The sequence below is a fragment of the Thioclava pacifica DSM 10166 genome (assembly GCF_000714535.1).
In the GTDB taxonomy this organism is placed as follows: Bacteria; Pseudomonadota; Alphaproteobacteria; order Rhodobacterales; family Rhodobacteraceae; genus Thioclava; species Thioclava pacifica.
This window is the reverse complement of the sequence record NZ_AUND01000003.1, coordinates 41520-53920: the sequence shown is the minus strand read 5'-3', so window position 1 is coordinate 53920 and position 12401 is coordinate 41520. Positions and strand designations below refer to the sequence as shown.

General features: G+C 62.7%; 14 protein-coding genes. 10 read left to right on the top strand and 4 right to left on the bottom strand.

The genetic code is table 11. The features are described from left to right. Positions 1-16 precede the first annotated feature (16 nt). The 5 genes from TP2_RS04125 to TP2_RS04105 all read left to right on the top strand — a co-directional run bounded on the left by TP2_RS04125 (position 17) and on the right by TP2_RS04105 (position 4658). Positions 17-1336, top strand: coding sequence for an APC family permease (locus tag TP2_RS04125; protein WP_206198307.1), 1320 nt, complete (start codon positions 17-19; stop codon positions 1334-1336). Positions 1337-1400: 64 nt separating this feature from the next. Then, a complete protein-coding gene (locus tag TP2_RS04120) occupies positions 1401-2150 on the top strand; it encodes a rhomboid family intramembrane serine protease (RefSeq protein ID WP_038073869.1) in 750 nt (249 codons plus the stop codon). After that, the gene (locus TP2_RS04115) at positions 2141-2983 is read left to right on the top strand and encodes an SDH family Clp fold serine proteinase (RefSeq protein WP_038073867.1); all 843 of its coding nucleotides are present in this window, start codon (positions 2141-2143) and stop codon (positions 2981-2983) included. Before TP2_RS04120 ends, TP2_RS04115 begins: the two co-directional genes overlap by 10 nt. 57 nt (positions 2984-3040) lie before the next feature. Continuing rightward, a complete protein-coding gene (gene trxC, locus TP2_RS04110) occupies positions 3041-3463 on the top strand; it encodes a thioredoxin TrxC (RefSeq protein ID WP_038073865.1) in 423 nt (140 codons plus the stop codon). Between the two features lie 49 nt (positions 3464-3512). Continuing rightward, on the top strand, positions 3513-4658 hold the full coding sequence (locus tag TP2_RS04105; protein WP_038073862.1) for a cation:proton antiporter domain-containing protein: 1146 nt from the start codon (positions 3513-3515) through the stop codon (positions 4656-4658). A 168-nt stretch (positions 4659-4826) separates the two neighbouring features. Here the strand turns inward: TP2_RS04105 and TP2_RS04100 are convergent, their stop codons facing one another. Further along, the gene (locus TP2_RS04100) at positions 4827-5642 is read right to left on the bottom strand and encodes a class II glutamine amidotransferase (RefSeq protein ID WP_038073859.1); all 816 of its coding nucleotides are present in this window, start codon (positions 5640-5642) and stop codon (positions 4827-4829) included. Positions 5643-5805: 163 nt separating this feature from the next. Here TP2_RS04100 and TP2_RS04095 point away from each other — a divergent pair, with 163 nt between their 5' ends. The 4 genes from TP2_RS04095 to TP2_RS18785 all read left to right on the top strand — a co-directional run bounded on the left by TP2_RS04095 (position 5806) and on the right by TP2_RS18785 (position 7338). Then, complete coding sequence (locus TP2_RS04095; RefSeq protein ID WP_038073856.1) at positions 5806-6393, top strand: exopolysaccharide biosynthesis protein; 588 nt, start codon at positions 5806-5808, stop codon at positions 6391-6393. Between the two features lie 122 nt (positions 6394-6515). Then, positions 6516-6812 (top strand): cation-transporting P-type ATPase, encoded by a 297-nt coding sequence (locus TP2_RS18845; protein ID WP_038073853.1) that lies wholly within the window; start codon positions 6516-6518, stop codon positions 6810-6812. A 27-nt stretch (positions 6813-6839) separates the two neighbouring features. Then, a complete protein-coding gene (locus tag TP2_RS19035; RefSeq protein WP_240473710.1) occupies positions 6840-6917 on the top strand; it encodes a P-type ATPase actuator domain-containing protein in 78 nt (25 codons plus the stop codon). A gap of 10 nt (positions 6918-6927) precedes the next feature. Further along, positions 6928-7338 (top strand): IS66 family transposase, encoded by a 411-nt coding sequence (locus tag TP2_RS18785; protein WP_240473707.1) that lies wholly within the window; start codon positions 6928-6930, stop codon positions 7336-7338. A gap of 396 nt (positions 7339-7734) precedes the next feature. Here the strand turns inward: TP2_RS18785 and TP2_RS18975 are convergent, their stop codons facing one another. From TP2_RS18975 to TP2_RS18830, 3 genes are read right to left on the bottom strand one after another with little or no spacing between them, the layout of a single operon-like run. Then, on the bottom strand, positions 7735-7905 hold the full coding sequence (locus tag TP2_RS18975) for a TniB family NTP-binding protein (RefSeq protein WP_084713926.1): 171 nt from the start codon (positions 7903-7905) through the stop codon (positions 7735-7737). A 29-nt stretch (positions 7906-7934) separates the two neighbouring features. After that, a complete protein-coding gene (locus TP2_RS18835) occupies positions 7935-9029 on the bottom strand; it encodes a TniB family NTP-binding protein (protein WP_276202125.1) in 1095 nt (364 codons plus the stop codon). A gap of 29 nt (positions 9030-9058) precedes the next feature. Continuing rightward, a complete protein-coding gene (locus TP2_RS18830) occupies positions 9059-9823 on the bottom strand; it encodes a DNA-binding domain-containing protein (RefSeq protein WP_240473706.1) in 765 nt (254 codons plus the stop codon). Positions 9824-10281: 458 nt separating this feature from the next. On the opposite strand from TP2_RS18830, the gene htpG reads away from it, so the two are divergent. After that, a complete protein-coding gene (htpG, locus tag TP2_RS04065) occupies positions 10282-12132 on the top strand; it encodes a molecular chaperone HtpG (RefSeq protein ID WP_038073845.1) in 1851 nt (616 codons plus the stop codon). The last annotated feature ends 269 nt before the right edge of the window (positions 12133-12401 follow it).

The window sequence follows — 12401 nt, the reverse complement described above, 5'->3', positions numbered from 1 at the left end:
CTTGACGGTCATAGCCGTGAGCGTGGTTGCCTTTCTCTATTTGACCAGCTTGCCGACGCGTGTGCTGGACCCGCTCCTGTTCGAATTCCCGCTGGTGCCATTGCGCGGATTGAAAGGAGTGACGTTGTCGTCCCCTATCCTTGATATTGCTATTCTTGTCAGCTGCTTGGTAGTGGCTGCAACCTTATTTCACCCCAAGGTTCGAACGCTACGTGGTTGGCGAGCAACGGTAACCCCGCTCGCGTCTATCATCGGCAGCGGGTTCCTGGTTGTGGGGCCGATCCTGGACGCTTCCTTTGGTTATGCGGCCCCGGTTGCGATGATGGCACTGTGCGGATTAGCTTTTCTGTTTGGTGGTGCCATCCGCGCGAATATTGCGCGAATTGCATTGACCGCCGATAATCGCAGTCGACCGGAACTTTTCATTGAAAGAGTATCAAGTTGGATCTTGATATTCGCCTACGTGATTTCCGTGGCGTATTATCTGAATCTCTTTGGCGCCTTTGCCGTAAGCCTGACCGATGACGGCGGAAGCAGATTCGAGGCGCGGCTCGTTACGACCGCAGTTTTCTTCTTTATTGCAGTCACAGGGCTTATACGCGGCTTTGATGCACTGGAAGGTCTTGAAAAAACATCAGTCTCTCTGAAACTTGCCATCATAGCCGGGATGATGGTCGGTCTTGTTCATTTTCTTGCTGATAAGGTGATCGCGGACGAGGTTGTAATTAATCCTCCCCAGGCTGGCGGGTGGACTGCTGTCGCTCTAGTCTTTGGCCTTCTTGTCACGGTGCAAGGTTTTGAAACGTCAAGATATCTTGGCCTTGAATATACGGCTGAAACGCGAATAAAGAGCATGAAATATGCCCAATTTATCGCCTCTATAATTTACGTCGCGTATATTGGTTTTCTGGCATTCTCGTTTCCGGCGAATACAATCCCCCTTTCAGAAACTGCAATAATTTACATCTTTCGGGTCATTGCTCCGATATTACCCGCACTGTTGATTGGCGCTGCGCTACTGTCGCAATTCAGCGCTGCCGTCGCCGATGTCGTCGGGGCCGGCGGGTTGCTTGTCGAAGTGACCGATGGGCGAGTGCGGCCTCAGATCGGTTACTTTCTATTGGGGATCGTCGGGCTGGCATTGACGTGGAGTTCGAGCGTTTTCGAGATTATCGGCATCGCATCGCGCGCATTTGCTCTCTACTATGCTACTCAATCAGCCATTGCCGCTATCGGAGACCTGCAGGCCGGCCACCGCCTTCAAGCTGGAGGTTTTACCTTGCTCGCAGGATTGGGGCTACTGATTGCCGCAACTGGAACCGCTGTGGAGACGTGAATGCCCGAAAGCAGATCCAACGAACACGCACCTCTCATAAGCTCATCAGCAAGTAGGAGCTGAATTGTTTCCCTATCTTGACAGCGTCGCACGCCGTTACCCGCCCGTCATCGTATGGGCGGTCATCGGCATGAGCGTCCTCGCGTTCCTCTATCAGACCAGCCTGCCGCCGCGCGTGCTGGACCGGTTCCTGTTCGAGTTCGCGCTGGTGCCCTCGCGCTTCTTCGGACAGCTAAGCCTCGTCGCCCCGTCCGACTGGACCCCATTCCTGACCAATATCTTCCTGCACGGGGGCTGGCTGCACCTCATCCTGAACATGTGGACGCTCTGGATCTTCGGCCCCGCGGTCGAGGACCGGCTTGGGCCGGGCCGGTTCACGCTGTTCTATCTGTTCTGCGGTATCGCGGCCAGCCTGGCGCATGCCTTGGCCAACCCCGATTCCGTCATTCCCGCGCTCGGCGCATCCGGCGCGATCGCGGGCGTGATCGGCGCTTATGCGCGCATGTTTCCGTCGGCGAAGCTGGTGGTGATGGTGCCGGTTCTCTTCCTGCCGCTGTTCTTCGAGGTCCCGGCCTTTGGCTTCGCGATGATCTGGCTCGGCCTGCAGGTGATCCCCGGCATCCTGTCGCTGGGCGATCAGGCCACGGGCGGCATCGCCTGGTGGGCGCATATCGGCGGGTTCGTCGCCGGCTGGCTCGTCACGCCATTCCTGCGGAGGCGCGCGGACGTCTATCGCAATTACTACCGCGACGAAGGCATCTACGGCTTTTTGCCCGACGGCCGACGGCAAGGAGGACAAGGTCCATGGACATAACGCAGCTTTTCTGGCTCTTCTTCATCTTCTCTGCGCTGCAACCGGTGCTTCAGCGCAGATATCTGGAGGCGATGCGCACCCGCAAGATCGCCCAGATCGAGAAGAAACGCGCCAGCCGCGTCATCTCGCTGATCCACCGGCAGGAGACGATGAACCTGCTGGGCTTCCCCGTGATGCGCTACATCGACGTCAACGATTCCGAGGAAGTCCTGCGCGCGATCCAGATGACCGACGACGAGGTGCCGCTCGATATCGTGCTGCACACGCCGGGTGGGCTGGTGCTGGCAGCGACCCAGATCGCGCGGGCCATTCAGGGCCATAAGGGAAAGGTCACCGTGTTCGTGCCGCATTACGCGATGTCGGGCGGCACCTTGATCGCGCTTGCCGCCGACGAGATCGTGATGTGCGAGCATTCCGTGCTGGGCCCCGTCGATCCGCAGCTCGGCCAGATGCCCGCCGCCTCGCTGATCAAGGTCGTCGAGGAAAAACCCATCGCCGAGATCGACGACCAGACGCTGATCATGGCGGATGTCGGTCGCAAGGCCATCGCGCAGATCGAGGCCTTCGCGAAGCGGCTTCTCTCGGACAAAATGGATGAGGCCCGGGCGGCGGATGTGGCGGCGAAACTGGCGACCGGCACCTGGACCCATGATTATCCGATCTCCGCCGATGAGGCACGCGAGCTGGGCCTGCCCGTCGGAACGGACATGCCCAAGGAAGTCCTGGAACTGATGACGCTTTACCCGCAGCCTGTGCGGCGGCAGGGCGGCGGCGTCGAATATCTGCCCGTGCCGCGAGAACGCGAGGCGCGCCGCGGCCTGTCTGGCCACTGACGTCGAGAGAACCATCCACCGCCCGGAAGATCGGGCCTGCTCAGCAAAGGAAATCAAATGACGACCGTTATCTGCCCGAACTGCAATTCCACCAACCGGGTGCCGCAAGAGCGCCTGGGCGACAATCCCAATTGCGGACGCTGCGGCGGCGCCCTCTTTCAGGGCCATCCGGTTACGCTCACGGCGGCGAATTTCGACCGCCACGCGAATGCCGACCTGCCCTTGCTGGTCGATTTCTGGGCCGAGTGGTGCGGGCCATGCAAGATGATGGCGCCCCAATTCGAAGCGGCGGCGCGCTCGCTCGAACCTCGTGTCCGCCTGGGCAAGCTCGATACGGAAGCCGAACAGCAGATCGCCGGCCGCTACGGGATCCGCGGCATTCCCACCATGATCCTATTCAAAGGCGGCAAGGAAATCGCGCGCCAGAGCGGCGCGATGTCTGCCGCCCAGATCGCGCAATGGGCGCAATCGCGGCTCTGATGATTTTGGCTCCTGGCCTTCCCTGCGCCATTCGATTTGGATAAGTCAAATGCACGGCGTGACCGGATTTCTCGAAAGTGCGGCCCTGCTGGTCGGTGTGGCATTCGTGTTCGTCACGACGTGCTCACGGATCGGCGTGCCCAGCATCGTGGGATACATCCTGACCGGTCTGTTGATTGGGCCGGCCGGTTTCGGCCTGCTTGCTCAGAGCACCGCCCTCACCAACATCGGCGAGATTGGCGTGATACTCTTGCTGTTCGCGCTCGGCCTCGAATTCTCGTTCGAGAAGCTTGTGACGCTCAGGCATCACGTTTTCGGTGTCGGCGGCGCGCAGGTCGCGATCACGACAATACTCGCTGCGGTCGTGGGAAGTCTGGCATTCGGCCTCGCGCCCGTCGCCGCGATCCTTGTCGGCGGCGCCGTTGCCATGTCGTCCACGGCCATGTGCCTCAAGGTGCTCGCAAGCGTGAACGCTCTAGGATCGGCCCAAGGGCGCCTCGCCATTGCAGTGCTTCTGTTTCAGGATTTGGCAGCCGTCGCATTTCTGCTTCTTCACGATGCAATGAGCGGGGCCGCCGAAGGGTATGCCGTGATAACGGTCGTCGCCGGTGCAACGGCATTGGTTGCAGCTCTGTTCATTGCCCGTGGCCCGGTGCAGATACTTGCCCGTTGGGTAGCGTCGCGTGGCGATCCGGAACTTGCCCAACTCCTCGCGCTCACCATTGCACTAGGCTCTGCGATTGTCGCGGCCACCGCCGGCCTTTCTCCGGCACTCGCCGCATTTGCGGCCGGCATGATTATCGGCGAGGGCGACGCGCGCCATGCGGTCGAGAACGAGATTAGGCCCTTCCGCGATTTGTTTGTCGGAATTTTCTTTATCGGCATCGGAACGCAATTGCCACTTTGGATCATTCCTTCTGCATGGCCTGTCGTGCTGATCTGGCTTGTCATTCTTCTCGTGGGCAAGACGCTGATTGTTATGGTCGTCGCCCGACTATTCGGCGAGTCGTTTCAGACCTCATTGCGCACCGGGATCATCCTGGCCCACGGAGGAGAATTCAGTCTGATGCTGCTATCGGTTTCCTCGGCGTCGGGCATTGTTGCGGAGAAATTCGCCGGCCCTATCCTACTCGCGGTTGGTGCGAGCATTGTGGTCGGAAGTCTCATGATCAGGCGGTCGGGACTGAACGCCTGAGTTTTTCGTCCACAGATGATCTCGGCAGCTGGAGCGGTTACAGTCGGGCGGCACGGCCAGGACCTTCTGCGGCGACCGATACCTTTTCGACCCTCGACCTTTTCGGGCGCCCGTATTCCAGAACCGATCGGCGCACCGATCCCGAAAGGATAGACGTGCGCGCCCGGATCAGACCCGCGGATGCCGCGCCGCGGTCTGGCCCTGGACCACGGCGATCACTTCGCCCTCGTCCAACGGCTGCCAGGGCGCGTCGCTCAGCGGCACGCTGGCGAGCAGGCAGACCTCCTGTGCCGCGCCGGTGAGCGTCATGCCGGCTCCGTCCAGCGCGGGTTCCTCGCTCTCACATCGCCGTTCCAGCACATGCAGTCCAGGCGGCCGAATCGCGCCATCGGCCTGCCGGCGCCGGTGGGCATGGGCGAACAGGGTCTCGCCATCGGCATAGAGGAAGTTGACCGGCCCGAGGCGGCGCAGCTCGGCCGCGAAACCCGCCACGAGACCGAGCCTCTCGGCCAACGGCGGCGTGGCCCCTTCGGCGGCGCGCCAGGGGGCCTCGAGCTGGTCCAGAAGGAGGCAGAACGCGCGTTCGGAATCGGACTCGCCCACGGGCAGGAACCGACCGGGCGGAACGTCGCCCCCGACTACGATCCCCGGCATATCGCCGTTATGGGCAAAGACATGCACTCGCCCGCCCAGTTCGCGGATGAAGGGCTGGGTGTTGTGCAGCGCCGGCGCGCCCCGCGTGGCCAACCGAATATGCGAGATGACAAGCGTGCTGGGCGGGGTCTGCCGCTCGATGAAGCGCACCAGTTCGCTTTCGGCCGCGGCGCGCGGCTCGCGCAGAAGGGCCACGTCGCGATCCTGATAGAGCGCCACGCCCCAGCCGTCGCGGAGCGGCCCCTCGCCACCACCACGCCGGGCCAGACGTTCGAGGCTGAAGCCTACATTGGTGGGCAGCCGGCTGGAGATGGCGAGTAGTTCAGACATGCGTCTTGCCTCTCCCGGCTTCCGGCCGCGCGGCAGGCGCGGACGGGCCAAGTCCGTCATGGCGCAGATCCGGCGCCAAGGTCAAGCGACGGCCTTTCCCCGCGGCCCGCATCACCTATCTAACGGGTAAGCAGCCTGAAGGGGCGGGGCGGAGGGCATCGGCGTGGCGGAACGGATCTCCGTGTTTCTGAGACATTTCGCGGGCGAGACGGGCACGGGCACCGTGACCATCGGCGCGCTGATCGACCGGCTTGGCGACCGCGCCCACGGGCTTGCGATCCTTCTCCTTGCGCTGCCCTGCACCCTGCCCATGCCCTATGGCATCCCCACTGCCTTCGGCGCCGCGATCCTTCTGGTCTCGGCGCAGCTTCTGCTCTGCCCGCGCGCCGGGCTGTGGCTGCCGCGCGCGCTGCGCCACCACCCCATGGGCGCGGCGCAGTTGGGCCGAGTGATGGACCGCGCGCTGCCACTGGTCGAGCGGCTCGAACATCTGAGCCACCCGCGCCAGCAATGGGCTGCCGGCGCGGCGGGCCGGACGATCACGGCCATCCTCTGCGCGATCTGTGGACTGACCATGCTACTACCCATTCCCCTCATCGGCAATATCCCGCCGGCCATCGCGGCGACCGCCCTCGCCGTGGGACTCTTGCAGCGCGACGGGCTGGTCCTGATTGCGGGCCTCATCCTCTTTGTCCTCGCGATGGCGCTGATCGCCCTCGCGTGGTGGGGCATAGTCAACCATTTGACCTGAGGCCCGACGCCACTATCCTGCCGCCGCATCTTCACCGAAGTCGCCATGACCCCTCCCGCTCGCGAAGGCCTCCCCGCCGATTCCCCCCGCCCTGCCCGAACGCGGCACCGCCTGGCAGGCCATTGACAGCCCGGCGGTATTGGCCCAGCCCGGCACGGGCCGAAGCCCTGCCGCAGGCGCGCCGGGCGGGCCCGCTGCGACGATTCCTGCACCAGTTCAACAACCTGCTAATCCACGTCCTGTTGGCCGCAGCCGCAATCACCGCGGGGCTCGGTCACTGGATCGACACCGGCGTGATCTTTGTGGTGGTCCTTGCCAATGCGGTGACCGGATTCTTGCAGGAGGGCCGCGCCGAGGCCGCCATCGCCGCGCTGGACCGGACGCTCGCGCCGCAGGCCAGCGTGCTGCGCGACTGCTAGAGGCTGCGCATCGCGGCCAAGGATCTGATGCCTGGCGACGTGATCCTTGCCGAGGCTGGCGACCGGGTGCCCGCCGATGCACGGCTGATCGAGGCGATCCGGTGAATCCCGCCCGGTGCAGAAATCCACCGCCGCAGTGGCCGCCGATGCTCGGCCCGGTGAACGGCAGGGGATGCGGCTCTCGGGCACGCTGGTCGTGGCCCACCACATCACCGTCACAGGGACGGCGACACGATTAATCGCCACCTTCCGCCCTTCGCTCAAGGCACAGATCTCGCGCATCTCGCGTTCATCCAAATTGGCCGAGGACATTCGTTACAGTCTGGCGCGCTGGCCCAGCCTAACTCGTTTCCTTGAAGACGACCGTTTGGGGTTGGATACCAACTTGGTCGAGAACCAGATCAAGCAAATCGCTCTGACGCGGAAAACGCGTTCGCCGCGGGGCACGAGGTTGGGGCAGAAGACTGGTGTCGCGTTGGCGTTAAACATGAGACGCGGCGCGTTGGGCGACATCTCTTGCCCTTAATTATGAGATACTGCTGCCAGTGGGGAGGTCCGTTGTCGGGTGCGTTCCACGGTCCGATCAACGGCGGCTAGCAGGCGCGGTTCCTTTTCGAATGCCGCCAGCAACGCAACCCTTGCAAAGCCGTCGATGCCGGTGCTGAACATCGCCGCCTTAACCAGCGGACGCTTCCGGGCCATTGCGATCGCAGCGAGGCAGAACAGTCTCACGTCCGGTCTGGGGCGCTGAAGTGCGAAGGCCGGGTCCCCGCGGACCTTCTTGATCCCCATTGCAAAACGGGCGGCCCGCATCGCGCGACGGAGATCGACGCTGCCGATGGACGTGGCGGCTTGCTCGAACAGCCCTGCCCTGCCGCGGGCACGACGCAACAACTTTTCTGACTGGACCTCGACTTCGGACCTACCAAGGATCGGAGGGAGCCTCTCTCCGCACTGCTAGCAGTCGAATGACCCAGAAGCAGACCAGAGACGCCTCGAGTTCGTTGCTGAGATAGCGCAGGACATTGAGGAAGCGGCGCTGCTCGCGGTGGGTTCCGGCCAACAGGTTGTGGACCTCGTCGATCATGATCATGCGAAGCCCGAGATCGCGGAGCAGGGCACTCACTCGGACTTCGAGGGGGCAACGCTCTGTGCGCGGACGCCCAGCGTCGTTGCCGGCGCGCCGACCGCCGCGAGGATATGCAGATAGAACCTCCGTTCGTCAGGAGCGGGCGGCGCCTGCAACAAGAGCACTGGGGTGTGGGGTATGCCCGGGGCCAGGTCATATTCCGGCGCGTATCTGCGCGAGAGGTTCCGGGCGATCATCGTCTTGCCGATGCCCGAAGCACCGTGGACGAGAAGGCCTGGCATCCGGGTTTGCCGCGGCGCGTCGATCAGGCTTTGCAACCTTTCCAGCACCCGCTCCGCGCGGGGAAAGTCGATCCAGATGTCCGATTGAATGAAGGCGATACGACCGTCTTCCCCAGTTTCCCCCGCCCTCACCTTACCATCGCTCCACCTTGAACAACGGGCGGGACGTATCACCGGTGTCGACCAGTCGCAGCCCCTCGAACGAGGATCTTCTGGGGCTGGCCCTTTCGACGCACTGCGTCTTTCGCGGGATCGGCGTTCGGCCTTGGTCAGGACCCGGCTTTCCCCCTCGATCTGCCGTTGCTGCCGGATCAACTCAGCCAGGACCAGCTCATTAGACCCGGTCTTTCCCAAGGTCCGCGCCATCTTCATGGCCTCGCGATACTCCCTCAACGACACCGGCGGGATTTCCAGGTTGCGGTAGCGTGGTTCCACGCACCGTCCGCCGTCAAGCTCGACCCAGATCGTGGAGATGTCACGCGGATCGTAGCGCACGACCACCTTCCCGTCCTTTCGGGCAACCCGCCCCGCCAAGGCATCCGACCAGTAGCGGATATCGAACAGATGAATGCCATCCCGCCGAACCTGGCGCTTCTCGCTTGGCAGTAAGCTCTCTCGGAACGCCTCCATCTCGAAGGGAATGTCGCTCGACATTTCCGCGGCCAGCGCCTCCCAATTGGCGACGGGCGTGCAGCCAAGGCTCGAGTGAACGCCGTTGTTGTAGCGACAGATTTCCAGAACGAACCAGCCGTCAAACTCGCTCAGACTCATCGCGGGCTTGGCTTCGGCATCATAGCTGCCCTTGGCGACGATGGAGAACTCCGTTGTTCCAGGCAGCAGGTGCATAGCCCCCCATCATTGTGCCGATCATCCGCTCAATGTGACCGCCGAAATGCGGGCGCGCGAGGGGTCGGTACCTGCGATCGATCTCCAGCTGTACAGGCCCGTTGGAAGGCCCGCGACAGGAAATCGCTGCCGTTGTCGACGTGGATGCTGCGCGGCCGGCCCGGTGCGGGCCAGGGTGCACTACTGGCCAGATCGGTCAGGAGCGCCGCCTTCGGCGCGACGGTCCGGGTCAGACAAAGCGCCACCGAGAGGCTACACGGCGCCTCAAGGCTAACGTGGTATCCGGTCACCATCCGCGTGGCGATGTCGATGGAGAGGCTCACCCAAGGTCGTCCGATGGGTTTGCGCTCGAAACTGTCGAAAAGGATGATGTCCGCAGGTGTGTGGTCGATCTGCACGACATCGAGCGGAAAGTCAGCCACGTTCTTGCCCGGCACGGGTGCGAACCTTTCGCGCGCCGCTCGTGCGCCCTCTCGCGCCTTCATGACTTTGCGTTCATCCAACTCATCGAGCCGGCGTTGGATGGTCCGCCGCGCCGGCGCCCGCCATCCGCGCTCCCCACAGGCAATGCGGATCTCCGTCACCACCCGCGACAGGCTGGCGCGCTCGCGGCGCAGGTGGTAGCGGCGAAGGTGCTCCTTGATGAGCGCCTCGACCTCACCGGAAATTGCCGCCGTGCCCGGCTGCCGTCCGCGCTTCCGCGGTACCAGCGCACTGGTTCGCCCGCCGTCCGCGGCAAGGCGCCGTATCCAACGCCAGACCGTCGCCCTGCTGACGCCAAGCTCCCAGACCACGTCGCGAACCCCATGTTCCAAACTCCCTGAATCAGCGAGATACGCTTGCACAAGTGGTCGCAAGATCGCAGCTCTGCGCATGACCTCTGCGCCGAGCGCCCCGCCCTCGTCCCCTACCCTCTCCATCGCTGCCCGTCGCGCCTCTGCTGCGAAGCCTGTCTCGGATTTCGGGTCAAAAACATCAAGTTTAAAGTCAAAATCTCAGATTTAACGTCAAAGCAAGGCCATTGATTTCATTGAGTTTGTAATCTCACCTTAAGGTCAACGTAACACTGATGCAGATAAGGTGTTGTCAATCGGCCACGTCAAGACGCGCCTGCGAATTTTTTCGCCATGAGATCGCGGCAGACAGCGGCGCATCGCGGCTCGGCTCCGATGCTTTTGGTCTGCCGTTTCCCGTTGAAAGACCCATGCGTCATTCTTAGATCGGCGCCGCGTGTGCAACTGGAGGTTCAGACATGACCGACGTACTCGAGAAAGAGACATTTTCTTTCCAGACCGAAGTGGGCCAGCTTCTGGAGATTGTCGCTGGGTCCCTCTATTCCAACCGCGAGGTGTTCCTGCGAGAGCTTGTCTCCAACGCATCCGATGCCTGCGACAAGCTCCGCTACGCGGCTTTGACCGATGCAAGCCTTGCCCCGTCCGAGGGGTTTGCGATCACACTTGCCACCGACAAGAAAACCCTGTCGATCTCAGACAACGGCATCGGGATGAACCACGCTGACCTGCTGGAAACGCTCGGCACGATCGCCAAATCCGGCACCGGCGCCTTCATCCAGGCGCTGAAGGCCGAAAAGAAGGATGCTCCGGGCCTCATCGGACAGTTTGGTGTGGGCTTCTATTCGGCCTTCATGGTGGCCGACCGCGTGGACGTGCTGACCCGTAAGGCTGGTGAGGATGCTGCCTGGCTATGGTCCTCCGACGGCAAGGGCTCCTTTACCATCGAACCCGCGACCCGCGAGGCCGCCGGCACCACGGTGACGCTGCACCTCAAGAAAGATGCGAAAGAATTCGCCGAAGAGGCCCGCATCCGCCACATCATCAAGACCTACTCCGAACACATCAACTTTCCGGTGAAGCTGGGGGACGAGACCCTCAACGCGGCGGAGGCGCTCTGGACGAAAGCGCCGAGTGAGATCAGCGAGGACCAGTATACAGAGTTCTACCGACATGCGTCGCATGCCTTCGATATCCCCTGGCTGACCATCCACAACAAGATCGAAGGCTCGCTCAACCACACCAGCCTGCTGTTCGTGCCCTCGATGCAGCCGTTCGACCTGTTCGACCCGGAACGCAAGAGCCACGTCAAGCTCTATGTGAACCGGGTCTTCATCTCGGAGACGACCAAAGACCTGGTCCCGGCCTATCTGCGCTTTTTGCGCGGCGTGGTGGACAGCCAGGACCTGACGCTGAACGTCTCACGCGAGATGCTGCAACATGACCCGAAACTGGCCAAGATCCGGGGGCAAGTCACCAAGAAGGTTCTGAGCGAATTCAAGAAGAAGGCAACTAAGGAACCGGAGGCCTATGCCGCCTTCTGGGGCAACTTCGGCGCCGTCCTGAAAGAGGGCCTTGTCGAGGACCCGTCCCTGCGCGACCGGATCCTGGAGGTCTGCCGTTTTGCCACCACCGGCTCCGAGGCGCTGACCAGCCTGACCGGCTACGTCGAGCGGATGAAGGAGGGGCAGGATGCGATTTTCTACATCGCGGGCGAAGACGCGGGCAAACTGGCGCAGTCCCCACATCTGGAGGGCTTCAAGGCCAAGGGGGTCGAGGTCCTGCTGCTCTCGGACCCGGTGGACGAGTTCTGGCTCCAGCACATCCATGAGTTCGAGGGCAAACCGTTCAAGTCCATCACCCGGGGCGCGGCGGATCTGGATACGATCAAGGGCGACGCCGACAAGGCCGACACGGAAAAGGAAGGCGCAGCGGACCTCTCGAAACTGATCACCGCGATAAAGGCCGAGCTGGGCGAAACCGTCAAGGACGTGCGCCCGTCCAAACGCCTGACCGACAGCCCGGTTTGTCTGATCGCGGATGAGGGCGACATCGACGTGAACCTCGAACGCCTTCTGAAACGCCACGGGCAATTGAAAGAGGGAATGCCGAAGGTTCTCGAACTGAACCCGGATCACGCGCTCATCACGAAGCTGGCCGAACGTGCCGAGAGCGGTCCCGATGACCTGCTGAAGGACGCGGCCCATCTTCTGCTCGATCAGGCCCGCATCGTGGAGGGGGAAGGTCCGGCCGATCCGGCCGGCTTCGCACGCCGTCTGGGCGCCGTCATGTCCCGCGCCTTCGGCGCCTGACCCGCGGGCCACGCCAAGTCCGAAGCTGTCCGGCACCGAGGCCATCGCGCTGGCGCCGGCAGTATCGTGCCGGGTGAAGTCATCCGACGGGCGGGTGGCGACAAGCCTAGACTGACCGTCTGAAGAAACGGAGAAGCCCGTGAGAAATCCGTGCGCAAGGTCGGATGACAGACGGCCGCCCAAGCCGGAAGTTCCGGTTCAGGTTCCCCGTTTCCATGGCTGAACGGATGTTGGCGACCGCTGTGCCTTTCGGCGCAGTATCGGCGCGC